This window comes from Streptomyces sp. NBC_00009, from assembly GCF_045040855.1.
Classification (GTDB): domain Bacteria; phylum Actinomycetota; class Actinomycetes; order Streptomycetales; family Streptomycetaceae; genus Streptomyces; species Streptomyces aureus.
Map to the genome: position 1 here is coordinate 8,402,730 of NZ_CP108312.1, position 25,245 is coordinate 8,427,974.

Consider the following 25,245-nt stretch of genomic DNA (forward strand, 5'->3'; position numbering starts at 1 on the left):
AGGCCAGCGGCCCTCTTGCAGGACCGCGAAGAAGATAACGGGGGGTGCGGGCGTTCGCGGCGTGCACGGCATCTGACCGACGCCGGGTCGAGATGGTCCGTTTCCCTGCGGGTGCCGCTACCGGTGTTCCGGGTTTTCGTAGTCGTGGCGGCAGCCGGCGTCCCAGGCGGTGCGCTGGTTGCCGTAGGCGGGGATGCCACCGAGATCTTTCAATGCCCGGGCCAGGTGCAGCAGGTTCCAGGTCATGAACGTGGTGTTGCGGTTGGTGAAGTCGTTCTCGGGGCCGCCGGAGCCCGGGTCGAGGTAGGAGGGGCCGGGGCCGGCCTCACCGATCCATCCGGCGTCGGCCTGGGGAGGGATGGTGTAACCCAGGTGTTGCAGGCTGTAGAGGACATTCATCGCGCAGTGTTTGACGCCGTCCTCATTGCCGGTGATCAGGCAGCCGCCGACACGGCCGTAATAGGCGTACTGTCCTGCGTCGTTGAGAAGACTGGAACAGGCGTAGAGGCGTTCGATCACCCGCTTCGTCACGGAGCTGTTGTCGCCCAGCCAGATCGGGCCGGCCAGCACGAGGATGTCGGCGGCCATGACCTGACGGTAGAGGTCCGGCCAGGCGTCGGTCTCCCAGCCGTGCTCCGTCATGTCGGGCCATACGCCCGTGGCGATGTCGTGGTCGACGGCCCGGACGACGTCGACGTGGACTCCCTGGGCTTCCATGATTGCGGTGCTGCGGTCGATCAGGCCCTGGGTGTTGCTCGTCTCCGGCGAGCGTTTGAGGGTGCAGTTGATCACCAGCGCCCGCAGGTCGTCGTACCGGGCCGGAGGTACGTCGGTGGCGGGTGACGAAGCGGTCATGCGGTCCTCCCAGAGCCCTGTCGCCGCCTGGTGCGCGGCGACTTGTCCACTTTGCCTGGCGTGGGGCCCGGCCGGCGGCAGCCGCCACAGCAGAGCCTCCGAATGGCCCTGGTGGTCTGCACATGCGGTCGGCTGATCCCGGGTAGGCGCTGTGCGGCCTGCTGGTACAGATCACGGGTCGCGACGGCGAGGTCCTCAACCATGCCCGGATGAATGGCGCGCTCGCCCGATCCCAAATTTCCGGAGAGGGCCTCTGCCAAGCGCTGTGGCGATCCCGCACCACCACATGGAGTTCCCCGCCTCCGCCGGCCAGGTGGCGAGATAGGTGGCGGTGCGAACTCACCGGAGAGTCCACACCAACCTGGCGAATCGAAGCGGGTGAAACGGGCAGAGCCCCTTGAACATTGATCGGATGCTCACCTACTCCAACGCGTGAACCGCCGCGGAGAATACCGGTGACATCCGGGATGCCGCCGGGACGATGAGGCGGGCGGTGCCAGGACGGCGGCCCGCGGCCAGGAGGGCGCCGGTGAGCAGCCGGTGGCGACGGGTCAGCCGCGTCCAGGCGCGCTCGTACTCCTGCGGTCGTCCGGCGGCCAGGCAGCGGACGGCTGCCCGTGCCGTCGCAAGGCCGAGAGCGATGCCCTCGCCGGTGAGGGCGTCCAGGTAACCCGCAGCGTCTCCGACGAGCAGGACACGGCCGGCGACTCTGCGTCGTGCACGCTGCCGCAGCGGTCCCGCGCCACGTACGTCGGTCGCGGCCGCACCGCGGAGCGACGCCGTGAGGGCGGGGAAGCCGGCGAGGTGCTGGTCGTAGCTGCGGCGGCAGCGGCTGAGGATCGCGACGCCCACCAGGTCCTCGCCGACCGGTGTCACATAGGCCTCGCCCTCACCGGACCAGTGGACCTCCACGAAGTCGGTCCATGGCTCGACGCGGAAGTGCCGGCGAAGTCCGTAGCGGCCGTCTTTGACGCCGGGCAGCTCCAGTCCCACCGTCCGCCGCACGGGGGAGTGCAGGCCGTCAGCGGCGATCAGCCAGCGGGCTCTCGTGCCCGCCGCGGTGACAGAGTCGGCGCTCTGGTGCACTGCGCCGACCTTGCCCGTCACCATCCGCACGCCGAGATCAAGAACGCGCCGGTGAAGCGCCGCGTGCAGCGTCGTACGGCGGATTCCCAGCCCGCTACGGTCGCGGAAGCACGCTTCGGCGCGTGCCGTGCCGTCCACGTAGCGGATGCCGCGCAGTTCGTGGCCGGTGACCTGGATGCCCAGTCCTCGCAGTGCGGCGACACCGCTCGGCATGACGCCCTCTCCGCAGGCCTTGTCCACGGGCGCGGTGCGGGGTTCGACGACGACTGTCTCCAGGCCGGCGAGCGCGGCGTGGATGGCGGCGGCCAGACCGGCCGGCCCGCCGCCCGCCACCAGTACGTCGATCACGCCGCAGCGGGCGTGGTCGAGGCGGCCAGGGCCCGGTTCTCGCAGCGAATGCGGACGGCGAGCAGAGCGGCGTTGAGCAGGGTGAACAAGGTCGCTGTGACCCAGGCGGTGTGGATCAGCGGAAGGGCGACGCCCTCGGCGACGACGGCCGCATAGTTGGGGTGCCGCAGCCAGCGGTACGGGCCTCCTGTCACCAGAGGTAGTCCGGGTACGACGATCACCCGGGTGTTCCAGCGCGGCCCGAGCGTGCTGACACACCACCACCGCAGGGCCTGGGCAGCAGCGAACAGGGCCAGCATCGGCCAGGCCAGTGCGGGCAGGAAAGGTCGGTCGGCCGGCCATACCTCGCAGAGGCAGCCACCCAGCAGCCCGGTGTGGAGGGCGACCATCGCCGGGTAGTGGCCCTGCCCGGAGACGGTTGCCCCGCGGGCTGCGCTCCACCGTTCGTTGCGGCGGGCGACGACGAGTTCGGCGACGCGCTCGCCCGCGACGGCGGCCACCAGCAGTTCGTACCAGATCATGTGTCCTCTGTCCTTTGAGATCCGAACTACCAGCGCAGCAAGACGAGTTCGCAAGCGAAGCCGGGCCCCATCGCAAGCAGTACACCCGGCGTGCCCGGCGGCGGACGGTGGTCGGCCAGGGTGTCGCGCAGCACGTGGAGTACCGACGACGAGGACAGGTTGCCCACCTCGGCCAAGTGACGCCAGGTCACATCGAGTGCGTCACCGGGCAGGTCGAGTGCCTCGGCGACAGCCTCCAGCACCTTGGGGCCGCCGGGGTGGCACACCCACGCAGTTACGTCCTTCCTCTTCAGCCCGTGGTCTGCGAGGAACCCCTCGACGTCATCGGCGAGGTGACGGCGTATGACGTCGGGGACACGGGGATCCAGGACGACCCGGAAGCCGGAGTCCCTTACGTCCCAGCCCAGGAGGCGCCCGGTGTCCGGATAGAGGTGGCTGCGGGTGTCCACGATCGTCGGGCCGGCGGTCTCGGCCGGGCGGTGTGCCCCGAACCCGACGACTGCAGCGGCCCCGTCGCCGAACAGCCCGGTGGCGACCAGGTTGGCCATGGTGGCGTCATTGCGCTGGAACGTGAGCGAGCACAGTTCGACCGACAGGAGCACCGCCACGTGGTCGGGCCGGCCGACGAGGTAGTCGTGCATGCGTGCCAGACCGGCGGCGCCGCCGGCACAGCCCAGTCCGAACATGGGCAGTCTCTTGACGTCCCGCCGCAGTCCGAGGCGCACAGCGAGCCGGGCATCGATCGACGGGGTGGAGATGCCGCTGACAGAAGTGAAGATCAGCAGGTCCACGTCCGCGGCCGACAGCCCGGCCATGCGCAGTGCGTCCCGGACAGCCCGGCCGCCCAGGTCGGTGGCGGAAGCGATGAAGACGTCGTTGGCGGCGCCGAACCCGTCCAGTTCCTCGTACTGGTCGAGGGGCAGCGTCATGTGGCGCGAGTCGACCCTGGCGCTGCGGTGCAGCCGGTCCAGGACCCTGCGGTCGGTGCCCTCGGGCAGGCACGTGCGGGCCACCATGTCGGTGATCTCGGATTGGGCGCGACGGTGCGGTGCGAGGGCGCCGTGAACGGCGGCGATCCGCGTCATAGGGTTCCCGTCCGACGACCGACTGGTCTGGCTTGCTCTCCACGTGTTCCCCATGCCGAGGGCTCGCCACCAGGGATCGCCCGTCCGGCCGTTCGGCCCCGGGCGCGTGCTCGGGCCGGGCGGGGCCGGGGCGTCTACGATCGGCCGGGTGGGCACTCCCGAGCACGCGGCGGCCGACGGCGCGACCACGGGTTGGGCGGGCCGGGCGGTCGGCCTCGCCGGTTCGTGCCACCCCGCACCCGTGGTGGTGGTCACCGCTTTGACGGCCGTGATGGTCGTGACCTCCGGCCAGGGCACCGCGCGTCTCGTCCTCACCACGGTCGCCGTTCTGGCAGGTCAGCTGTCCATCGGATGGTGCAACGACGCCTTCGACGCACGCCGGGACATCGCCGCAGGCCGACATGGCAAACCCGTCGTCGACGGCGCCATCGGGGTGAGGCATGTGTGGGTGGCCGCATACGTCGCGCTTGCGCTGTGCGTACCGCTGTCGCTGGCCTGTGGTGTGTGGGCGGGCACGGTTCACCTCGTGGGCGTGGCGGCGGCGTGGGCGTACGACCTACGACTCAAGGCGACAGCATGGTCCTGGGTGCCGTACGCGGTGGGTTTCGCCACGCTCCCGTCGTTCGTGGCGCTGGGACTGCCGGGGCAACCGTGGCCGCCCTGGTGGGTCGTCACCGCCGGTGCGCTCCTGGGAGTCGGAGCCCATCTGGGCGATGTGCTGCCGGACATCCGCTCGGATCTGGCGCTGGGCGTACGGGGATGGCCGCACAGATTCGGCCCTGACGGTGCGCGCCTGCTGCTCCCGGTCCCGCTGGTGACCGCGACGGCGGTTCTGGCACTGGGCCCCGCCGGCCCACCCGACAGATGGGGAGCGATGGCCCTCGCGGTGGCCGTCCTGGTCGCGGCGACGGGGACGGTGATGGGGCGCCGCCGGGAGCGGACGGCGTTCGGTGCAGCCGTGGTCGTGGCGGCGGTGGACGTGGCGTTGCTTGTGCTGCGGGGGACTGGGGTCAGGTGATCGTTGGGCGGCCTTCGCCGGGACCGGTTCTGATCGAAAGGGCATAATGCGCCCATGAATCATGGACCAGCGCGGGCGTTCGTCGATTCCTGGGTGACGGCGTGGAACGCGCACGACTTGGATGCATTGCTGTCGCACTTCGCTGACGACGTGACGTTCCGGTCGCCGGTGGCCGCTCAACTGCTCGGCAATGACGGGGTCATGCGCGGCAAGGACGCGCTGCGCGCCTACTGGGCGGAGGGCCTGCGGCGCATCCCGGACCTGCAGTTCGAGGTTCAGATGTTGCCCCCTTCAGGGTGGATTCGTAGGTGAGTCGTCGGCATTTGGAATTCGGGCCGCGAGTGCGCGCCTGGGCAGTGACTGCCGGCGGCGCGAGCGGACACCCCGACTCGCCGCACTTCAACAACCAGGCCGAACGCTACGCCAAGGGCGACCTCCGGCCGGTCCACTTCTCTGCGGATGACCTGAAGGGCCCATCGAGCTCTCTGAGCCGCCTGTGTCGATCAACCTCAACTCCCGGCTGATCGACCTGCGGGGCCCAAGTGCCAGGCGGTGGACTGCCTGGCGCTTCGATGATTGATTCTGCTTGGAGTCGCACGTTTACGAGCATGTATTGACACTCCTCGGGCGGGGCGCCATAGTCTTCCGCAGGCAATTGGGCTGCAGAGTTTTGACGAACGAAGAATGTGCCTCCTGGTGCGGCAGCTGTTGCTGCAACGCCCCTTCGGGGGCAAGTAACAGCACGTTGTGCGGGGACGCGGGGATCAAATTTGTCAGGTGCATGCAGATCTCCGGTCGATGGTGGCCTTCCCCTCGCTCCACGTCGATTGGAGAGAACTCGGTACCGGGGCACCGGTTCCCGGAATGCGCGTAGAAGTGGGAAAGGGGGTGGGCGTCGGCCCAGGAGTTGGGGCGACAGAGCCACCTCAGTCGCATCGCGGACACCGCGGCGCAGTTGTTACCGCCTGCAGCATTCGTGCGAGAAGGCGGTGCCCAGACGTTCACGGCCCTGCTCACCTTCAACACCCCCTTGAGGAGCATCAGATGAAACGAGCGTTGACACGCACTGCGGTTACAGCCCTCGCCGCACTCGTCCCGTTCATCGCGGCACCTGGCGCCCAGGCGCAGACCTTCGGCGGGAACGAACTACTGTCGTGGACGGTAGGCGGGGCTCCCAGTGAGGGACTGACATCCCTCAACTTCCCGATCACCGTGAACACCGGCACCGCCCATGTATCCGGGACCTACTTCGCGATGCAGTACGGGTTCACCGGACAGAGTGACATCGGGTACGCAGGACTGCAGCCGCGGCCGGATGCGAACGGGCACCAGCGCCTGCGTGGGGTGTTCTCCTCCTTCATCAGCGGCACGACAAGCACCCACGCCAACTGTTCGGACGGGGCTGACGGCGGCGCAGGCGTCAGCTGCGGAGTGGACTTCGACGCCGTGTACGGCCACACCTTCCGTGTCGAGATCGCCCGGGTCGGTACGGACACCTGGTCGGGCACCGTCGTCGACACCAACAATGGACAGCGGATCCCCGTCGGCACCTACAAGTTGCCCGCTGGCTCCGGCAACCTGAAGGCCTCCCAGGCGGGCTTCATCGAGTACTACAACGTCCCCAGCTGCGACCAACAGCCGCGGTACGACGTCACGTTCGGCGGACCGTCCTCCGGATCCCTGTCCGGTTCCACCAAGTGGGTCAAGGAATACGGAGAGTGCGCCGGCTACGGCAGCACCCAAGTGACCACGGTCGGCGCAGGTGTGCGCGTGACCCGCGGTAGCGCGGGGTAGCGCGCCAGGGGCAGGGCTTTGGTGTCGGCCCTTGGGCGATGTCGCGGCTGCTGGATCGACCTCGGGCTGATGGCTTGCCAGGGGCGGCCTCCCGGAGGCCGCCCCTCGATCACGCGCCTGCCGCCGACGCGACCGGTAACGTTTCGAGTCGGCGGCGTGGGCCCAGCTGATGCAGGCGCTGGTGGCCGAGCGCCGCCCCGACCGGCCAGTACCGCCGATGGCTGGTACCGCCGCGATCGGGGCGGTTGTCATCTGCCGGGCGCCGTCATCGAGGAGGGCCGGGACCGGTCCTCGATGAGCGGCAGCCTGGCCGGCACCGCCTACCGTCTGCTGCTGGCCTGACGGCGGGGGTGGTCGGCGGCTAGCTCAGATGCCGGCTGAAGAACTGGGCCGCGGCGTCCCCCGCGAACTGCGGGACGCCGGTGTGCCCGCCCATGTTGGCGTGCAGCGTCTTCTCCTTGGAGCCGAAGGCGTCGAATAGGTCGAGGGCCGCCTGCCGGTCGTTCCCTTCGTCGTCCCACTGCAGCAGGACGTGCAGCGGAATGGTGACCTGGCGGGCCTCCTCGAACATGGCGCGAGGGACGAAACTCCCGGCGAACAGAGCGGCGGCCGAGATGCGCGGCTCGACCACCGCCAGCCGGATGCCGATGGAGATGACTCCCCCCGAGTACCCGACCGGGCCGCCGATCCCCGGTAGCGTAAGGAGCGCGTCCAGGGCGGCCTGCCATTCCGGGACCGCCTTGTCGACCAGCGGGAGGATGAGGGCGTCGACGATCTCGTCGCCGACCGGCTCGCCGGTCTCCATCGCCCGGCGCAGGTCGGCGCGGGCCTGCTCGACGGCGGCCCAACGGGGCCGGTCGCCGCTTCCGGGGAGCTCGATGGTGGCCGTGGCGAAGCCCTCCGCCGCGGAGTGCTGGGCCCGGGCCGCCAGCCGGGGGTACATCTTGCGCAGTCCGAGGGGAGGGTGGCCGAGCAGGATCAGCGGTGCCGGTGCGGATGTGGGTCCGGGCGTCCACAGGATGCCGGGGATCTCGTCGAGGGTGAATTCGCGCTCGAGGACGCCGTCGTCGAGGCGCTTTTCAGAAGTGAAGTGCATGGTCGTGCCTTTCGGGAGTGCTCTTGAACGGCGCTCCCGGACGAACTATCGCCCGACCGTGACCCCGGAGGGGAGCACCCATGTCGATACTGCGTTCACGGGTACCACCTCCTCGTTCTCTCGCACGGCCTCCGGAAAAGTAGCAGTGGTCGCCGTGGTCCGCCAACGGGTTTTGCGGAGGTTCCGTGGCCGGATTCGGCGCGCCGACCGGCGCTTCGCTCGATGGCCGATGAACGGGTCTCGGGGTCTGATCGAGGCTCGCCGCGCTCATGAGGTTTGGGGAGTCCTCGTCGATCGCCCGCACGAGGATGTGAGCAAGGGATAGAGCCTGCAGGGCGTACTCCGGGCGGTACGAGTCGGGCGAGGCTTGGCACCGGAGTTGGCGCCATCCGAGTGTGCCGCGGCTGTGTCGGGCCGCGATCGCCGGACTGATTGATCATGCTGAGCCCCGGACCAGCACCATGCCCAGCGAAGGGGTGTTCAACATGCCGAACGACTCAGTCTCACGCTTCCTGGCGGCACTGGCGCCTGAGGACAGAGAGACAGTCGTGGCCAGGCCCGGGGAGGAGCAGGAGCAGCTCGCCGCAGCCTGGGAACGGGAGTTGGAGGGGGACGACGAGCTTGATGTCCTCGACGAGCTGTCCCCGCCGGCAGCCGAGGCTGAGGCGGCTCGCCGCGTCCTGCGACAGGAGTCAGACTGACCCGTCCGATGGGCCGTCGTGCGAGAGTAAGTCGCAGCTCGGGCCAGGCCGCGCGCTTGCGGCCAGTCCCGCCCTGCAGGGTGGGACTGACAGAGAACCGCGCTGTCCGTCGAGGCACCCCGGCATCCTCGGCGGTAGCCCCGAGCACTGGGCCCCGTGCGGCCTCGCCCAGCGCAATGCCTGGACCCAGGCCGGCCACCCCGCAGGCCAGGCCGGCATCGCCGGCCCACTCGTGGGACAGACTGTGGCTGTGTGCATCTGCCCACGACATCCTGGGAGAGACCCGCGAGGCCTCGCCTTCGGCGAGAGCGCCATCTCGAAGCGGCCCAACCTGTACTCTCCCCGCCCTTCGTGCAGGGGATTAGTGAGCCGCGGGGAGGAGCAGCTTGGGATTCCTCCGGCGGGGCTTTGGCCGAGGTGGAGGGCGCCCTGGTGCGTGGAGGCCTGCCTGCTGGTCGACGAGGGCGAGACCGTACCCGGGGGCGTGTTCGGGCGCCGCGAGTGAAGCTCCCTCATCGCTTGGCGCTGGTCCGGTGGGATGCCGGGGCCGTCGTCGGCGACGGTGATCCGAACTGTCCATGTCCGTGGTGAGTTGGACGTCGATGGTGCTGTCAGGGCTCCGTGGAGTGCTGCATTGCCGAGGAGGTTGTCGAGGGCCAGGCGCAGCCGGCGGGCCAGCAGGCCGACGAGCGATCCATGCCAGGTGACGAGCTGCGGGGCTGCCGACTGCACCCACAGCGCGGCACATTCCGGCCCCGGCTGTACTCGTGCGTGCTGCGTTTCCGCTCCGGGGCCTTGCTCATTTCGCGATCGATGTGCGACCTTGATTCCATACTGTTCATGGAAACGTTTCCACAAGGAGGTGGGGCGGATGGCCACGATCAAGGACGTCGCCGCACGGGCCGGGGTCGGGCTCGGGACCGCGTCCCGAGTGCTCAGCGGCAGCAGCCAGACCTCGGCCGACTCCCGGTCACGCGTGCTCGCGGCCGCGGCCGAGCTGGGGTACATCACCAACGGCCCCGCCCGTTCTCTGCGGCGCGCCCGCACCGACGTACTGGGGCTGCTCGTCTCGGACATCCGCAACCCGTTCTTCTCCGAACTGGCTCACGCCGCCGAGCAGGAGGCGCGCCGCCACGGGTACACCGTGCTGCTGGCCAACGCGAACGAGGACGCCGAACAGGCCGACGCCTACCTTCAGACCTTCGCCGCCCAACGCATCGACGGACTGTTGTTCTCGCCGCAGAGCACCGTCTCGCCGCAGCTCGCGGCCACGCTCGCGTCCGGACTGCCGCTGGTGTTCCTCAACCGAAGCATCGAGGGCGTCGACGCCCCGCTGTACGGCACGGACAACGTGCAGGGCGTGGAACAGGTGTTGGCCTGGCTGCAGCGTCGGGGCCATCGCGACGTCGCCTTCATCGGCGGCCCGGACACGATCTCCACGGGAGCCGAGCGCCGCGCCGCCTACCTCGCCGGGCGCCAGGCACACGGCATCAGTAGCGACGACAGGCTGCTCGAGGCCGGTGACTTCCTGGCGGGCGGGGCGGCCGAGGCCATGTGCCGCCTCCTCGACCGCGGCGTCACATTCACGGCCGTGTTCGGCGCGAACGGTCCGACCACCCTGGGAGCCGTGCGCGCGCTGCGCGACCGGCTCGGCGCGGAGCAGGCCGCCCGCATCGAGATCGTCTCCTTCGACGACCTCGACTGGTTCGAATTCGCCTCGCCGCCCATCAGCGCGGTCCGCAACGGTGCGTCGTCGATCGGCCGGCTCGGTGTGCGAGGGCTTGTCGACCTCATCGCCGGCCGAGCGGCACCCGGGCAACGCATCCCCACCACCTTCGCCGACCGGGCCTTGGCGGACAGCCGATGAGCACCCAGATCACCGTCGGCGCCACCGTCACCGAAAACGCCGACTCCCTCAGCCGCCCGCCTGGCCTCGGCGAAGCTGTCGCAGCGCGCCCGGCCAGGACGCTCCTCGCCGGTGCGCTCGGCGGTGATGCCGCCCTGCTCGATCTCCTCGCTCACGAACCCGGCATCTTCACTGGTGGGGCTGCCCAGCGGGAGGGCACCCCTTCAGGCCGTGCGGCTGCGCGCCGTGATGGTGCCCGGCGCCGAACACGCGCTCCGGTCAAGGCCGTCGACTGCGCTTACGCAATCGCGCAGCGGGCGACCAACGGCTGCACGCTGCGCTTACCGCCGCTCTCACATCCGACCGAGCACTGCAACGTCCGTCCTCTTCATGGCGAAACCGCAGCGCACCCTTCCTGAAAGGAACAGCCCGTGAAGGTTGCCCTCGGCGCAGACCACGCCGGATATACGCTCAAGGACACCGTCCACAAGGCCATTGAGGCTCTCGGACATGAGGTGATCGACTGCGGCACCCACAGCTGCGACCCTGTCGACTTCCCGGACATCACCCGCACCACCTGCGAGGTTGTGCTCTCTGGCTCCGCCGATCGAGCCGTGCTCGTCTGCGGCACCGGCCAGGGCGCCGTCATGGCCGCCAACAAACTGCCCGGCGTCCGCTGCGGCCTTGCCCACGAGCCCTATTCCGCGCACCAGGCCGTCGAGCACGACGACGCCAACGCCATCGCCATGGGGGCCTGGCTGGTCCCGCACGCGCTCGTGCCCGACATCGTCCGAGAGTTCCTCGGAGCCGTCTTCGACAACGACGAAGAAACCCGCCGCCGGGTCGCCAAACTGAACGCGCTCGACGCCCTGACCCCGGCCCCCTGACAAGCAGCCCACGCACCCCTTGAGCGGGTGAGCCCTCTCTTTCGCTGACACCGAACGCCCTGCCCACGGACGACCACGCCGGGCGTCTCCTTGTCATGCCCCAAACACCTGGTCAAAGGACCCGGCCTCCCTCGTGCGGCCCTCCCATCCTTCTCACTGCGTAGACGCCGGAGTCGATCCGGCGACCCTTCAAGGAGAACTCCCATGTCCACCAACGTCCCTGCCGGGCGGCGGAGCGTGCTCGGCTCCAAGGACCGCGTCAAGACCGCGATCGCCGCGGCCTTCGGCACGAGCGTCGAGAACTACGACTTCATCGCCTACGGCACCGCCTCCGCGCTCTACTTCGGAGCGGTCTTCTTTCCCGAGAGCGATCGGTTCGTCGGCACCTTGCTCTCCTTCGCCACCCTCGCGGTCGGCTTCGTCATGCGCCCGCTCGGGGGCGCCATCGGCGGCTATTTCGCCGACAAGTTCGGCCGCAAACCCGTCCTCGTAGCGGCGATGATCGTGATGGGTGCCGCCACCTTCCTCATCGGCGTGCTGCCGACCTACGGACAGGTCGGTGTGCTCGCACCGATCCTGCTCGTGGCCATCCGCATGATCCAGGGCCTCGCGTTCGGCGCCGAGTGGGGCGGGGCGATCACCATGACCTACGAGCACGCGCCGTGGCACCGCCGCGGCATGTTCGCCGCGATCCCCCAGTCCGGCAATCCTCTGGGCATAGCCCTGGCCAGCGGTGTGTTCGCGTGGAGCGACACCCTCGACGGCAACTGGCAGTGGCGGACCCCCTTCCTGCTCAGCGCCGTCATGGTGATCGCCGCGCTGATCGTCCGCTCCCGCCTCTCCGAATCCCCCGAATTCCAGGAAGCCCAGGCCGGCGGCAACACCGAGAAGAACCCGTTCCGCGCCACTCTGGCCGACGACTGGCGTGGCATTCTGCGCGTCATCGCCTTGCGCGTCGTCGAATCCTTCGCCTACTACTCCACCGCAACCTACTTGCTCAGCTACATCACCGAACGCCACCCCGACCTCAGGCCCGTCGCCCTCGGCGCGATCACCGCCGCCAGCATCCTTGCCATTGCGGTCACCTTCCTCGCCGGCGCGCTCACCGACCGCATAGGACGCCGCCCCATCTACATAACGGCTTGTTCGGCGGCGATCCTCTTCGCCTTCCCGATGTATTTGCTCACCAACGCTGCCCAACCCGCCCTTGTGGTCACGGTGTTCATCATCGGTATCGGCCTCATCCACGCATCACTCACCGGAACCCAGGGCTCTCTGCTCACCGAGCAGTTCCGCACCGCGACCCGTACCTCGGGAGCCTCGCTCGGCTACCAAGTCGCCGCGGCCATCGGCGGCTTCGCCCCACTGCTCGCCGCCGCTCTGGTGGGTGCCTTCGGCTGGCCGGGCGCCGCGCTGCTCTACCTCGCCGCGGCCGTGATCGGCCTCGGCGGCATCCTCGCAACCAAGGAGACCTGGGGCCGCCATGAGCGGGAGCGCGTGCTCGGCCTTGTTGCAGAGGAAAGGCGTACTCAGGCCGCTTCAGGGACGCCGGCGAGTGGCGTCCTGCCGCTCTCGTCCGAGTCTCGGTAACTCTGTTCTCCGACTCACCCGTGAGTCCGCGGCACGCCGCCACGTCCGGGCCGGCAGTCTTGCCGACCTGTACGTCGACGTACGAGGTGCGACGTGCGAATCGTGGTGAGCGCCCGTTTCTGATCCCGACGAGGCATCGCCGCTCGCCGCGGGGTCGCCGCTGCGGCCCCGCGGCGAGCGAGGGCGGCCCTGGTGGGCAGGGTGGGAGACCTTTCGGCCAGTCGCTCCCCGTCCTGCCCATCTCTCTGTCGCCGCTACGCCGGATGCGCGAACTGCCGTCCTTCGTGGAGCCGGCGGGGGAGGGGGACCCCGCCGCCGGTCCGTTGTTGCCAAGATGGCTCTGAGGACGGGGGCGGCCGCAGCCCGCACGGTGCTGAGTCGGGATGGCACAGCTTGAGAGATGGGTGCGGCAAGGCATGCTTGCCGGGACCGGCCTGGCGTCGTCCAGTCGACGCGCGCGATCCGTAGGACGGCAACCGGTTGCGCAGCAAGTCCTCATAGCCCCCGACGTGCGGGCTCTGGAACCGGACATCTGCCGCGGAAGCGTGCGCGGAGTAAGTAACGCGCCTTGAGTCAGGGGCGGTTGAGGCCACCGGGGCGTTTCCCGGGGCCTTCGCGCGTTCAACTCCTTGTGGGCACAGCTCGGTTCAGGCCCTTCTTGGTTCACCTCTTGACGCCGTTGGTGCAGACCTTTAGGTTCCCGATCGCCACAGCTTCATGAATGCACCCTCTGTTCATCAACGTGAACAGGGGCCCCCACCGTCGGCCTCCCATGAAGGGCTGTGCTCCCTGATGACCAGACCATCCCTCGCGCGCTCCACCGTGATCCGGGGCGCGCTCACCACCACGCTGCTCGCAGTCTCCGCCGGCGCCTTCGCTGCGGCGCCCGCTTCTGCCGCTACCGGCACGATCACGGGTCTCGCCGGCAAGTGCCTCGACGTGGCCGGGGCGAGCTCGGCGAACGGCGCGGCCGTTCAGCTCTACGACTGCAACGGCACCGCCGCCCAGCAGTGGACGGTCGGCGCCGACGGGACGATACGAGCCCTTGGCAAGTGCCTTGACGTCACCGGGAATTCGACCGTCAACGGGGCCAAGCTCCAGCTGTGGGACTGCACGGGCGGCGCGAACCAGAAGTGGTCGGTCTCCGCGGCCCGCGACATCGTCAACCAGCAGGCCGACAAGTGCGCCGACGTCACGGGCAACAACTCGACGAACGGCACCCCGATCCAGATCTGGAGCTGCACCGGCGCCGCCAACCAGAAGTGGACTGCGCCCACCGGCGGCGGCACCACTCCCACCGCGCCGATGGCCGTCGCCCCGTACCTCTACAACGGCTGGGGCAGCCCGCCGAACCCGGCCACGGTCATGAACGCCACCGGCGTCAAATGGTTCACCCTCGCCTTCGTGCTCAGCAACGGCTACTGCAACCCGCAGTGGGACGGCAGCCGCCCACTGTCCGGTGGCGTCGACCAGCAGACGGTCAGCGCCGTGCGGGCGAACGGCGGTGACATCATCCCGTCGTTCGGTGGCTACAGCGGGAACAAGCTGGAGAGCTCCTGCTCCAGCGCAGGGGAGCTGGCGGGCGCATACCAGAAGGTCATCAATGCCTACGGGCTCAAGGCTATCGACATCGACATCGAGGCCGACGCCTACAGCAATCCGACGGTCCAGCAGCGCACCGTGGACGCACTCAAGACCATCAAGGCCGACAACCCCGGCATCAAGGTGTACGTCACCATCGGCACCGGCCAGACCGGCCCCGACACCAGCCTCATCAACCGGGCCGCCAACTCAGGCCTGACCGTGGACAGTTGGACGATCATGCCGTTCGACTTCGGCGGCGCGGGGCAGAACATGGGCACGCTCACCCAGCGCGCCGCCGAGGGACTCAAGACGGCCCTCAAGAACGCCTACGGCTACAGCGACGACCAGGCGTACCGGGACATGGGCATCTCCTCGATGAATGGGATCACCGACCAGAACGAGACGGTCACCGTCGCCGACTTCCAGACCATCCTCGCGTACGCGCAACAGCACCACCTGGCGCGGCTGACGTTCTGGTCGGTCAACCGGGACCGCCCCTGCACGGGCGGCGTCGCCGACAGCTGCTCGGGAGTGAGCCAGCAGAACTGGGACTACACGCGCGTCTTCGCGAAGTACACCGGCTGACCTTCCCCACCCCCCCATCAGCGCAGGAGGGCCACCATGTTCAGATCCACAGCCGCCCCAACCAGATCGAGAAGAGACCCCGGCCGTCACCGGGTACCGAAGGTGCTCACCGTGCTCGCCCTCATGGCGAGCAGCATGTCCGGCGTGGCAGTCGCCGCGCAGGGCAGCGCGACCGCCCGGGAGCCGGTCACCGCCACGGCGGCCGCCCCGCCCACCGGCTGGGCCACCGTCGTCAACGCGGGCAGCGGCAAGTGCGTCGACGCACGGGCCGCCGGGACGGCGGACGGGACCGCCGTCCAGCAGTACACCTGCAACAGCACCCAGGTTCAGCAGTGGCGGATCGAGGCCACCTCCGGCGGGTACTCCCGGGTCGACAACCGGGCCGACGCCGGCAAGGCATGGGACGTCACCGACGTCTCGACGGCGGACGGCGCGCCGGTGCAGCTGTGGACGTACAGCGGCGGCGCCAACCAGCAGTGGCAGGCCGTCGCCGAGTCGAGCGGTGGCTACCACTTCGTGAACCGCAACAGCGGTAAGTGCCTCGACGTGCCGGGCGCCTCCACCGCGGACAGCGTGCAGCTGACGCAGTACACGTGCAACGGCACCGCGGCCCAGTCCTTCTACGTCAATCCCGTCGACGTCACACCGCCGCCCGGGACCCCGGATCTCGGCCCCAACGTCACCGTCTTCGATCCGTCGACGCCCGGCGCCACGATCCAGAGCAGCCTGAACGCGGCCTTCGCGCAGCAGGAGACCAACCAGTTCGGCACTGCCCGCAAGGCCTTCCTCTTCAAGCCGGGCACGTACGACGCCAACGCCAACGTCGGGTTCTACACGCAGGTCGCGGGCCTCGGCCTGTCCCCGGACGACGTCACCATCCGCGGTGCGGTGCACGCCGAGGCCGACTGGTTCCAGGGCAACGCCACCCAGAACTTCTGGCGGTCGGCCGAGAACCTGTCGGTGACCCCGACGGGCGGCACGGACCGATGGGCGGTGTCGCAGGCCGCCCCGTACCGGCGCATGCACCTGCGCGGCAACCTCGCCCTGGACGACGGCGGCTGGTCCAGCGGCGGCTACATGGCCGATACGAAGATCGACGGGCAGGTCAACTCGGGCTCCCAGCAGCAGTGGCTGTCGCGGAACACCGATTGGGGCAGCTGGACCGGCTCCAACTGGAACATGGTGTTCGTCGGTGCCAAGAACGCGCCCGCGAACAGCTTCCCCAGCCCCCCATACACCACCGTCACCCAGGCGCCGGTCACTCGCGAGAAGCCGTTCCTGTACGTCGACCCGGCGGGCGCCTGGAAGGTGTTCGTGCCCTCGGTGCGAACCAACACCAGTGGCACGACATGGAGTTCAGGAACGCCGGCGGGTGCGGCCCTGTCCCTGGACGACTTCTTCATCGTCAAGCCGGGCGCGACGGCCGCGCAGATGAACGACGCGCTCGCCGCAGGCAAGAACCTCCTCGTCACGCCCGGGGTCTACCACCTCGACCAGACGTTGAAGGTGACCCGGCCCGACACCGTCGTCCTGGGCCTCGGCCTGGCCACGCTCATCCCCGACAACGGCATCACGGCGATGACGATCGCGGACGTGAGCGGAGTCCAACTCGCCGGCCTGCTCATCGACGCCGGGACCACCAACTCCGCGCAACTCATGGAGATGGGCCCGAGCGGATCCTCGGCCGACCACAGTGCCGACCCCAGCGCCCTGCACGACGTGTTCTTCCGCATCGGCGGAGCGGGGGTCGGCAAGGCCACCACCAGCCTGACGATCAACAGTGACGACGTCATCGGCGACCACCTGTGGCTGTGGCGAGCCGACCACGGCAGCGGGGTGGGCTGGACCAGCAACACCGCCGACACCGGGCTCGTCGTCAACGGCGATGACGCGACCATGTACGGCCTGTTCGTCGAGCACTACCAGAAGCACCAGACCATCTGGAACGGCAACGGCGGACGCACGTACTTCTACCAGAACGAGATGCCGTACGACCCGCCCAACCAGGCAGCCTGGATGAACGGCTCCACGCAGGGCTACGCCGCCTACAAGGTGGCGAACTCGGTGACCAGCCACCAGGTGTACGGCTTCGGCAGCTACTGCTACTTCAACGTCAACCCCGGCGTCACCGCCGAGCACGCCATCGAGGCGCCCAACAACACGAATGTGCGCTTCAAGGACATGGTGACGGTCTCACTGGGCGGCACCGGCACGATCCGGCACGTCGTCAACGACCGGGGCGGCCCCTCCAACTCCTCCACCAACGTCGCCAGCCTCGTCAGCTACCCGTGAGCGCGTGACCAGCCCGGAAAGGACCGATCCAACGATGCACACTTTCAGATCCGGCTCGGCGCGCGTGTCCCTGCGAGTCCTCCTCCTGCTGGCGACGCTGCTCACCCTGGCGGCACCGCCTGCCGCCCGGGCGAGCGCGGCGGCCGCGCCATTCAAGGTGCTCGCGCTGTACAGCGGCACCTGGGACGCGGCGCACATAGATTTCGAGAAGGAGGCGAACGACTGGTTCCCCAAGCGGGCCGCGGCGAACGGATTCACCTATACCGCCAGCAACAACTGGGACCTGCTCAGCAACGGCGGCGTCAGCGCGTACCAAGTCGTGCTGTTCCTCGACGACCTGCCGCAGACGGCCGGCCAACGGGCTGGATTCGAGCAGTACATGCGCGGTGGCGGCGCCTGGATGGGTTTCCATGTCTCGGCCTTCACCACCGACGCGGCGAGCTGGCCGTGGTACCACAACCAGTTCCTCGGCAGCGGCAACTTCAAGTCCAACACCTGGGGCCCGACGACCGCGGTCCTGAAGGTCGAGGACCGCACCCACCCGTCCACCAAGAACCTGCCGGCCACGTTCACCTCGTCGGTCAGCGAGTGGTACAGCTGGTCCAACGACCTTCGGCAGAACCCGGACATCAAGATCCTTGCCTCCGTCGACCCCAGCAGCTTCCCGCTGGGCACGGATCCCAACCAGTCCTGGTACAGCGGCTACTACCCGATCCTGTGGACCAACACCAAGTACAAGATGCTGTACGCGAACTTCGGCCACAACGCGATGAACTACGACACCAACACCCGCCTGTCGTCGACGTTTGCGAGTGAGACCCAGAACGAGTTCCTGCTGGACGGGCTGAAGTGGCTTGGCGGCGCAGACACCACGACCCCGCCGGGCGATCCGATCTCCGAGACCGCCTGGTACACGCTGGAGAACGCCGGCAACGGCACCTGCGTGGACGCCCGTTCGGCTGCCACGACGAACGGGACAGCGATCCAGCAGTACGCATGCAACGGCACGCAGGCGCAGCAGTTCCGGCTCCGCTCGACCGAGGGCGGATACCGGCAGGTCGGCATCCGCGTCAACCCGCAACAGGTCGTCGACGTCACCGGCGCCTCGGACGCCGACAAGGCGCCGCTGCAACTATGGAGTTACGCCGGAGGGCAGAACCAGCAATGGCTGCCCGTCAAGGAAGGTGCTGGGCGCTACCACTTCACCGCCCGACACAGCACCAAGTGCCTGACGGCGGCGAGCGCCGCGACGAACAGCACACAGCTCACCCAACGCACCTGCGACGGCTCACCTGCGCAGAGCTTCACGCTGACGGCACAGTCCTGACCGGTCGGATCGGAGGCAGTAGGAGGGTGCCCCGCCGCAGGCCGGCGACGGGGCACCCTCCTTTCCCTGCCGGTGTTGGCGGCCGCGATCGAGCGCGCGGGGGCCGTCGGCATCGTCATCGTCTGGAGCCGCGTCGACCGTGGGTCTCCACGGGAGTCGCGCTGGTGCGGCTCCACTGCGGCACGGGCCGGCCGGTCGTGCCCACAGGTGGCGATGCCGTCGGCGTCCGAGCGCCAGTACCGGCAGGCCTGGCGGCCCTTGGACGGGTGCCCCTCGCGGACATCGCCGATCACGGGCCGGCCCTCGAGATTGTCCTCGTGATAGTCGCCGGCATGGCAGTCGACTCCGGGAGCCGACGGTCGCTGCTGCTGACGCTCCTCGTAACTGTTGTGGCCGGAGTGGCCGGAGCGGCGCATCAGCGGGCCCGTCAACCGGAAAGCACCACACCCGTACCGGCACGCGAAATCGGCTGACGCCGCCGCCCTCACCACAAAGCATCAGCATGAAAGGACGGCGGAGCGTGATGAACAAGGTGCTGGACTCAGCCGGGCAGGCGGTGGCCCACACCTCCGGCGGGCCCTCACGTGCGGTGGAAGGGTTCGGCCTGTAACGGCGTAGCCGAGGTACCCGTCGAAGCTTGCAGCGCAGGATGGGCCAGGTCGGCGCACGGCAGCGGGCGGCGTCCTTGCCCCGGGTTCTGCAGTTCTGCAGGGTGAATCATTGGCACTGCCTGTTAGTGGTTGGCGGTATGAAGGCCGGGTACTCGGGGTGCACGTGAAAGGTGGCGAGGCAGGGAGTCGCCCGGCGGCGTACGCGGTGATCCTCGATTCCGGTGAGGAAGGCCGTCCCCGAGATCAACTGTTTGCCCCAGTCTCTGTCGTTGGCGGTCTGCCGTGATCGCGGTGGGTGATCTCCTCGGCTGGGCCGGCCCGGCTGTGTCCGGCCTCAGCCTCTCGGGCTACGAGAGGCAATGCCCGCGCGGTATCCAGCGGCCGCCGGGGCCCCGGATGGGAAGGCGGATTCAAACGATGGCGCGGATTTTCGTTGATGGCGATGACTTGGTTGTGCATCTGTCATGGCGGGAAAAGGCAGCCGCTCGCCACGGCAATGTGCGCGCGCCGCTGACCGCGGTGAGGCGGGTGACCATCGAACCCGACTGGTGGCGGGCCCTGCGCGGTGTCCCACAGAGAGGCGTTTGGATTCCAGGGACCTGGTGCATCGGCACGCGCAGCCACCAAGCCGGGATGGATTTCGTGGCCATACGGTCCGGCAGGCCTGTCGTGTGTGTCGAACTGCGGACCTCTTCCCCCTTCAGTCTCCTCGGCGTCTCTGTTCCCACCCGCGCGGAAGCCACGAACACGGCACAGGCGATCTGCGGAAAGGCGCCGGATATCGACACATCCACGCCTTGGCGGCAGCCGCTGCCGGTCCCCGAGGAGAACTCGGTCTGAGCGGCGGACGGCCGGTTGCCGGAGAGACGTCGCCGATGAGCTCGTCGACGCTCGGCTCGTCGCAGTAATCGCGGGTGTCGCTGTGCCGGGTGCGGCCTCGTGTTTCGCATGGCTCGTTTGAGTTGGCCAGGCGTGCGCCGAGCAGGTCCTCATTTCTTGTGATCCGTCGAAACCAGCCAGCGCCAGCGCAGACGTTCCGCGAAGAGGCTCGCAGTGGCCAGCAGCGAAACGAGGACTGCTGCCCAGACGGGCCATGCCAGCCATGCGGAAATTACGGCCGCGCCGAACTGAAGAAGTACCAGCAGGATCGTGACCGAGCCCGGCACCGGGATGAGTACCTGCGCCTTGTCGCCGGGGGTTGAGAAGACGGTGGGCAGGCCGATCAGAATCATCACAGCCAGGACAGCGAGCAGCCAGGACTCTCCCCACAGCGCCCATGGGGTGGCCACCCAGGCGATGAGCTCCGTGGAAAAGCGCAGGGATGACGCAATACGGTCGTCCGGTCGTTCCAAGATTCCCCCCAAGTAGCGATGACAGCCGCCCTCGGACGATGTCACGGCGCTGGATCGGCCGGTACTGATTCGGCGGCCTCGATGCACAGACCGGCCGGCGCGAGCGCTCAGCCGCAGCTTGGGCCATGTGCCCTGAGAGCCTGACGCGGGCGCCCTAACGCCATCAGAACTCGAGATCGTCTCTGACCCGGATGCGGAATCTGAAGGGGGGCATGCGAAATCTCCCCATGTGGATCCCTGTCCGGCTGCTGACGGTTGGGGCCGCGGCATACCTGCGAGGGCGCATGGATCCTGCCTCGGCGGACGAACGCACCCCCCATCGCCACACCCCGCAGCACCTTCAACGAAATTGTTGACAATTCTGTTGCCCTAGATTTAGCTTTGAGAAGCACTCACCCAGGGAGGGCAAGCGATGCCGGACCAACCCCGTTCGGGCACCGGAGAGCAGGCCAAGCAGCAGGCGTTGACGCAGCTCAGGCAGGCGATTCTGCAAGGCGACATGGCACCGGCCCAGCGGCTGGTGGAGAACGAGCTCGCCGAGGAGTTCGGTGTGACGCGGGCCAGCGTCAGAGCGGCTCTGATCGATCTGGCGGCGGAAGGACTGGTCGAGCGGATCCGTAACCGCGGCTCGCGGGTGCGGGTGGTGACGGTCGAAGAAGCGGTGGCCATCACTGAGTGCCGTATGGCCTTGGAAGGGCTCTGCGCGGCCAAGGCGGCCGTCGCGGCCAGCGACGAGCAGCTGGCCCAGCTGGCCGACGTGGGCGCCGCGATGACGAAGGCGGTCGCCGACGGCGAGCCGGTGACGTACTCCGAACTCAACCAGCAACTCCACTTCCTGATCCGGGAGTTCTCCGGTCAGCCGGTGGCTTTGGAACTCCTGGACCGTCTCAACGGGCAGCTGGTGCGCCACCGGTTCCAGCTCGCGCTGAGACCGGGACGCCCCCAGCAGTCCCTGGGTGAACACCTGGCCATGATCGAGGCGATCGCGGCCAGGGACCCGAAGGCCGCAGAGGCGGCCGTTCGTGCCCATCTGACGGGTGTGATCGACGCGTTGCGCGAATAGCGCGCGCCGCACGACCGACGCCACGGGGGTGGGCCGACCTTCCTGTCCAACAAGGAGATTCAGCCCATGACACACGGCAAGGCGCCCACCACCCCACGATCCACCCTGGTCGTCACCGCGCACGCCGGAGACTTCGTCTGGCGGGCCGGCGGAGCCATCGCGCTGGCCGCCTCCCGGGATGAGAAGGTCACCATCGCGTGCCTGACCTTCGGTGAGCGCGGCGAGTCCGCAAAGGCCTGGCGCGAGGGTAGGAAGCTTGCGGAGATCAAGGCGATACGCCGGGACGAGGCAGAGCGGGCCGCCGCTGTGCTCGGCGCCGAGGTGCGCTTCTTCGACGCGGGTGACTACCCGCTCCTGGCCACCCCGGAGCTGACCGACCGCCTTGTCGAGGTCTACCGTGCGACCCAGCCGGACGTCGTCCTCACTCACCCGGCCGAGGACCCGTACAACGGCGATCACCCGGCCGCCCACCGCATGGCCCTCGACGCCCGCGTCCTCGCCCAAGCCATCGGCTACCCGGGCCCCGGCGAGATCATCGGTGCCCCGCCGGTCTTCTTCTTCGAGCCGCACCAGCCCGAGATGAGCGGCTTCAAGCCGGAGGTCCTCCTCGACATCACAGAGGTGTGGGACACCAAGCGGCAGGCGATGGAGTGTCTGGGCGCCCAGCAGCACCTGTGGGACTACTACACGGACCTCGCCGTACGACGAGGAGTCCAGCTCAAGCGGAACGCAGGACCGAACCTGGGTCTGGCTCACCGGACCATGGCCGAGGCATACATGCGCCCCTACCCGCAGATCGCGAAGGAGCTCGGCTGATGGGCGGCGTGATCATCACCAATCCCCCGAAGGCGGATCCGAAGGATGTCGAGGCGCTTGCCGGGTACGGCACGGCCACCATCTCCGAGGCGATGGGGCGCACCGGGTTCCTCGGCTCGCACCTGAGCCCCGTCCAGCAGGACACCCGGATCGCGGGCACCGCGGTGACCGTCCTGTCCTGGCCCGGCGACAACCTCATGATCCACGCGGCGGTCGAGCAGTGCGGTGAAGGCGACATCCTGGTCGTGACGACCACGTCGCCGTCCACCGACGGCATGTTCGGCGAGCTGTTCGCGACCGCGCTGCAGCGGCGCGGGGTGCGCGGCGTCGTCACCGACGCGGGCATCCGCGACACCGTCGAGCTGCGCGAGATGGGGTTCGCGGCCTGGGCGGCCGCGCTCAGCCCGCAGGGCACCGTCAAAGCCACCGGCGGATCCGTGAACGTACCAGTCGTGATCGGCGGCCAGGTGATCCGCGCCGGTGACGTGATCGTCGCCGACGACGACGGTGTCGTGGTCGTGCCGCGTGCGAAGGCACGGCAGACCGCCGAGGCGTCAATGGCCCGCGAGGCCAAGGAGGCCAGGTCCCGGGCCGCCTTCCAGGAAGGGCAGTTGGGACTCGACCGGTACGGGCTGCGGGAGACGCTCGAGCGGCTCGGAGTCACGTACCAGTCATACGAGGAGTACTGCACCGGGGATGCATCGTGAGCAGGCCCGAGGAGGTGCACTGCATGCTGATGCGCGGCGGCACCTCCAAGGGTGCCTACTTCCTGGCCCGCGACCTGCCTGCAGAGCCGGGGGAGCGCGACGCGCTGCTCCGGCGGATCATGGGCAGTCCCGACCCGCGCCAGATCGACGGGCTCGGCGGCGCGCACCCCCTCACCAGCAAGGTGGGTGTGGTGTCCGTCTCGAAATCCCCGGACGCCGACGTCGACTATCTCTTCCTTCAGGTCGCCGTCGACAAGGCCGAGGTGAGTGACCGTCAGAACTGCGGGAACGTTCTCGCCGGCGTCGGGCCGTTCGCCGTCGAGCGCGGGCTCGTGGCGGGCTCGGACGGCGAGACCTCCGTCCGGATCCGTATGCTCAACAGCGGCGACCTCGCCACCGCGACCTTCCCCACCCCGGGCGGCCGCGTCGACTACACCGGTGACGCGGCAATTTCCGGAGTGCCGGGCAGCGCGGCGCCTGTCGTCATCGAATTCCCTCGGGGTGCACACTCGTTGCTGCCCACTGGCCGGGCCCTGGACATCGTCGCCGGTACGCTGGTGACCTGCGTGGACAACGGGATGCCGACCGTGCTGATTGCCGCCCGCTCCCTCGGGGTCACCGGTTACGAGAGCCCCGAGGAGCTCGAGGCCGACCAGGCCCTCAGTGCGCGGCTGCGTGAAATCCGCCTGGAAGCAGGCCCCTTGATGGGGCTCGGCGATGCTGCGGACACAACCGTCCCCAAGCTCACCCTCCTCGCCCCGCCCGTGGGCGGCGGCACGGTGATGACCCGCACCTTCATCCCCGAACGCGCCCACACCTCCATCGGGGTTCTGGGCGCGGCGAGCGTCGCCGCCGGGCTGCGCATTCCCGGTTCCGTCGCCGAGCCAATCGCCCGGCTCCCTTCCCACGGCGACCGGTTGCGCATCGAGCACCCCACCGGGTTCCTCGACATCGAGGCCGGTGTCGAGCTCTGCGCCGGCTCAGCCGTGGCGCGCCGCACCGCTGTGGTGCGTACCGCACGAAAGATCTTCGACGGCACGGTCTTCCCGCGATCCGCAGATCCCTCCCCCCGCCCCGACTCCCAAGGAGGCAACGGATGACGAATCCGCCTCTCGGCGACATCGCCCACCTCGGCCACGTCGAACTGCTCACTCCGGACCTGGACGCCAGCGTCGCGTTCTTCACCGACTACCTGGGCCTGACCGTGAACGGCCGCTCGGGCGACTCCGTCTATCTGCGGACCTTCGACGACTACGAACATCACAGCCTCGTCCTCACCGCGAACGACAAGCCCGGCATCCGTCGCACCGCCCTGCGCACCTCCAGCGAGGAGGCCCTGCGGCGGCGGGTCAAGGAGCTGGAGGCGGCGGGCTGCTCGGGCCGGTGGGCCGAGGACGAGCCGGGCATCGGCAAGATCTACGTCGCCGAGGACCCCGACGGCCACGAGATGGCCCTCTACTGGGAGAGCAAGCACTACGAGGCGCCCGACGAGCTGAAGCCTGCGCTGAAGAACCAGCCACAGGCCAAGCCCAACAAGGGAGTCGGGGTGCGCCGCCTCGACCACGTCAACTACCTGGCAGCCGACGTCGCCGCCAACGCCGACTTCCACCAGCACGTCCTGGGCGCCCGCCCCACCGAGCAGATCCAGCTCGACAACGGCACCATCGGCGCCAAGTGGCTGACCTTCACCAACAAGTCGTACGACGTCGTCTACACCTCCGACTGGACCGGCTCGACCGGCCGCCTCCACCACATCGCCTTCGCCACCGACACCCGCGAGGACATCCTGCGAGCCGCCGATCTCGCCATCGACACCGGCGTGTTCATCGAGACCGGCCCGCACAAGCACGCCATCCAGCAGACGTTCTTCCTCTACGTCTACGAGCCCGGCGGCAACCGCATCGAGCTGTGCAACCCGCTCACCCGCCTCGTCCTGGCCCCCAACTGGCCGCTCATCACCTGGACCGAGGAGGAGCGGAAGAAGGGGCAGGCCTGGGGCCTGAAGACCATCGAGTCCTTCCATACCCACGGCACCCCGCCGGAGGACTGACCGACCCGCAGGACGCGCTCAGGGGTGGGCT

The 25,245-nt window shown here is 68.9% G+C and carries 25 protein-coding genes and 1 pseudogene; 18 read left to right on the forward strand and 8 right to left on the reverse strand.

The features are described from left to right. Positions 1–117 precede the first annotated feature (117 nt). From OHA58_RS38250 to OHA58_RS38265, 4 genes are all read right to left on the reverse strand, one after another. On the reverse strand, positions 118–855 hold the full coding sequence (locus tag OHA58_RS38250; protein ID WP_405484512.1) for a flavodoxin family protein: 738 nt from the start codon (positions 853–855) through the stop codon (positions 118–120). Between the two features lie 420 nt (positions 856–1,275). Then, positions 1,276–2,289, reverse strand: coding sequence for an NAD(P)/FAD-dependent oxidoreductase (locus OHA58_RS38255; RefSeq protein WP_405484514.1), 1,014 nt, complete (start codon positions 2,287–2,289; stop codon positions 1,276–1,278). Further along, a complete protein-coding gene (locus OHA58_RS38260) occupies positions 2,286–2,810 on the reverse strand; it encodes an isoprenylcysteine carboxyl methyltransferase family protein (RefSeq protein ID WP_405484516.1) in 525 nt (174 codons plus the stop codon). The genes OHA58_RS38255 and OHA58_RS38260 overlap by 4 nt, the downstream gene beginning before the upstream one ends. 26 nt (positions 2,811–2,836) lie before the next feature. Then, on the reverse strand, positions 2,837–3,895 hold the full coding sequence (locus OHA58_RS38265) for a type III polyketide synthase (RefSeq protein ID WP_405484518.1): 1,059 nt from the start codon (positions 3,893–3,895) through the stop codon (positions 2,837–2,839). Positions 3,896–4,043: 148 nt separating this feature from the next. Between OHA58_RS38265 and OHA58_RS38270 the strand changes: the two genes are divergently transcribed. From OHA58_RS38270 to OHA58_RS38285, 4 genes are all read left to right on the forward strand, one after another. After that, positions 4,044–4,913, forward strand: a complete 870-nt coding sequence (locus tag OHA58_RS38270; RefSeq protein WP_405484520.1) for a UbiA family prenyltransferase — start codon at positions 4,044–4,046, stop codon at positions 4,911–4,913. A gap of 54 nt (positions 4,914–4,967) precedes the next feature. Beyond that, on the forward strand, positions 4,968–5,225 hold the full coding sequence (locus tag OHA58_RS38275; RefSeq protein WP_405484522.1) for a nuclear transport factor 2 family protein: 258 nt from the start codon (positions 4,968–4,970) through the stop codon (positions 5,223–5,225). Continuing rightward, positions 5,222–5,437: a penicillin acylase family protein gene (locus tag OHA58_RS38280; protein ID WP_405484524.1), complete on the forward strand. Its 216-nt coding sequence runs from the start codon at positions 5,222–5,224 to the stop codon at positions 5,435–5,437. The genes OHA58_RS38275 and OHA58_RS38280 overlap by 4 nt, the downstream gene beginning before the upstream one ends. A gap of 520 nt (positions 5,438–5,957) precedes the next feature. Next, positions 5,958–6,707, forward strand: a complete 750-nt coding sequence (locus tag OHA58_RS38285) for a hypothetical protein (protein ID WP_405484526.1) — start codon at positions 5,958–5,960, stop codon at positions 6,705–6,707. Between the two features lie 361 nt (positions 6,708–7,068). On the opposite strand, the gene OHA58_RS38290 is transcribed toward OHA58_RS38285, so the two are convergent. Beyond that, entirely contained in the window at positions 7,069–7,803 is a 735-nt protein-coding gene (locus OHA58_RS38290) for a dienelactone hydrolase family protein (RefSeq protein ID WP_405484528.1), read from the reverse strand. 485 nt (positions 7,804–8,288) lie between these two features. Between OHA58_RS38290 and OHA58_RS38295 the strand changes: the two genes are divergently transcribed. After that, positions 8,289–8,504, forward strand: a complete 216-nt coding sequence (locus tag OHA58_RS38295; protein ID WP_405484530.1) for a hypothetical protein — start codon at positions 8,289–8,291, stop codon at positions 8,502–8,504. On the opposite strand, the gene OHA58_RS38300 is transcribed toward OHA58_RS38295, so the two are convergent. Next, complete coding sequence (locus OHA58_RS38300) at positions 8,496–9,383, reverse strand: ATP-binding protein (protein WP_405485389.1); 888 nt, start codon at positions 9,381–9,383, stop codon at positions 8,496–8,498. The two genes, OHA58_RS38295 and OHA58_RS38300, sit on opposite strands and share 9 nt — an antisense overlap. Here OHA58_RS38300 and OHA58_RS38305 point away from each other — a divergent pair. From OHA58_RS38305 to OHA58_RS38335, 7 genes are all read left to right on the forward strand, one after another. Next, positions 9,376–10,371 (forward strand): LacI family DNA-binding transcriptional regulator, encoded by a 996-nt coding sequence (locus OHA58_RS38305; protein ID WP_405484532.1) that lies wholly within the window; start codon positions 9,376–9,378, stop codon positions 10,369–10,371. The two genes, OHA58_RS38300 and OHA58_RS38305, sit on opposite strands and share 8 nt — an antisense overlap. Continuing rightward, positions 10,368–10,769: a hypothetical protein gene (locus OHA58_RS38310; protein ID WP_405484534.1), complete on the forward strand. Its 402-nt coding sequence runs from the start codon at positions 10,368–10,370 to the stop codon at positions 10,767–10,769. Before OHA58_RS38305 ends, OHA58_RS38310 begins: the two co-directional genes overlap by 4 nt. Before the next feature lie 12 nt (positions 10,770–10,781). Continuing rightward, complete coding sequence (locus tag OHA58_RS38315; RefSeq protein WP_405484536.1) at positions 10,782–11,237, forward strand: RpiB/LacA/LacB family sugar-phosphate isomerase; 456 nt, start codon at positions 10,782–10,784, stop codon at positions 11,235–11,237. A 204-nt stretch (positions 11,238–11,441) separates the two neighbouring features. Beyond that, positions 11,442–12,827 carry an MFS transporter gene (locus OHA58_RS38320; RefSeq protein WP_405484538.1) on the forward strand — a complete coding sequence of 462 codons (1,386 nt, stop codon included), beginning with the start codon at positions 11,442–11,444 and terminating at the stop codon, positions 12,825–12,827. Positions 12,828–13,619: 792 nt separating this feature from the next. Further along, complete coding sequence (locus OHA58_RS38325) at positions 13,620–14,996, forward strand: ricin-type beta-trefoil lectin domain protein (RefSeq protein ID WP_405484540.1); 1,377 nt, start codon at positions 13,620–13,622, stop codon at positions 14,994–14,996. A gap of 135 nt (positions 14,997–15,131) precedes the next feature. After that, entirely contained in the window at positions 15,132–17,288 is a 2,157-nt protein-coding gene (locus OHA58_RS38330) for an RICIN domain-containing protein (RefSeq protein ID WP_405485391.1), read from the forward strand. 34 nt (positions 17,289–17,322) lie between these two features. Next, entirely contained in the window at positions 17,323–18,615 is a 1,293-nt protein-coding gene (locus tag OHA58_RS38335) for a ThuA domain-containing protein (protein ID WP_405484542.1), read from the forward strand. A 115-nt stretch (positions 18,616–18,730) separates the two neighbouring features. Here the strand turns inward: OHA58_RS38335 and OHA58_RS38340 are convergent. Further along, positions 18,731–18,944, reverse strand: a pseudogene (locus tag OHA58_RS38340) (DUF899 domain-containing protein); the annotation flags it as partial. A 699-nt stretch (positions 18,945–19,643) separates the two neighbouring features. Here OHA58_RS38340 and OHA58_RS38345 point away from each other — a divergent pair. Continuing rightward, on the forward strand, positions 19,644–20,066 hold the full coding sequence (locus OHA58_RS38345; protein ID WP_405484544.1) for a hypothetical protein: 423 nt from the start codon (positions 19,644–19,646) through the stop codon (positions 20,064–20,066). 149 nt (positions 20,067–20,215) lie between these two features. Here the strand turns inward: OHA58_RS38345 and OHA58_RS38350 are convergent, their stop codons facing one another. Then, complete coding sequence (locus OHA58_RS38350) at positions 20,216–20,578, reverse strand: hypothetical protein (RefSeq protein WP_405484546.1); 363 nt, start codon at positions 20,576–20,578, stop codon at positions 20,216–20,218. 412 nt (positions 20,579–20,990) lie between these two features. On the opposite strand from OHA58_RS38350, the gene OHA58_RS38355 reads away from it, so the two are divergent. The 5 genes from OHA58_RS38355 to OHA58_RS38375 all read left to right on the forward strand — a co-directional run bounded on the left by OHA58_RS38355 (position 20,991) and on the right by OHA58_RS38375 (position 25,214). Next, positions 20,991–21,641, forward strand: a complete 651-nt coding sequence (locus tag OHA58_RS38355) for a GntR family transcriptional regulator (protein WP_326715165.1) — start codon at positions 20,991–20,993, stop codon at positions 21,639–21,641. 66 nt (positions 21,642–21,707) lie between these two features. Beyond that, positions 21,708–22,457 (forward strand): PIG-L deacetylase family protein, encoded by a 750-nt coding sequence (locus OHA58_RS38360; protein WP_405484549.1) that lies wholly within the window; start codon positions 21,708–21,710, stop codon positions 22,455–22,457. Further along, the gene (locus OHA58_RS38365; RefSeq protein WP_405484551.1) at positions 22,457–23,164 is read left to right on the forward strand and encodes a 4-carboxy-4-hydroxy-2-oxoadipate aldolase/oxaloacetate decarboxylase; all 708 of its coding nucleotides are present in this window, start codon (positions 22,457–22,459) and stop codon (positions 23,162–23,164) included. Before OHA58_RS38360 ends, OHA58_RS38365 begins: the two co-directional genes overlap by 1 nt. Further along, the gene (locus tag OHA58_RS38370; RefSeq protein ID WP_405484553.1) at positions 23,161–24,264 is read left to right on the forward strand and encodes a 4-oxalomesaconate tautomerase; all 1,104 of its coding nucleotides are present in this window, start codon (positions 23,161–23,163) and stop codon (positions 24,262–24,264) included. The genes OHA58_RS38365 and OHA58_RS38370 overlap by 4 nt, the downstream gene beginning before the upstream one ends. Next, positions 24,261–25,214 (forward strand): catechol 2,3-dioxygenase, encoded by a 954-nt coding sequence (locus OHA58_RS38375; RefSeq protein WP_405484555.1) that lies wholly within the window; start codon positions 24,261–24,263, stop codon positions 25,212–25,214. Before OHA58_RS38370 ends, OHA58_RS38375 begins: the two co-directional genes overlap by 4 nt. Positions 25,215–25,245: the final 31 nt, after the last annotated feature.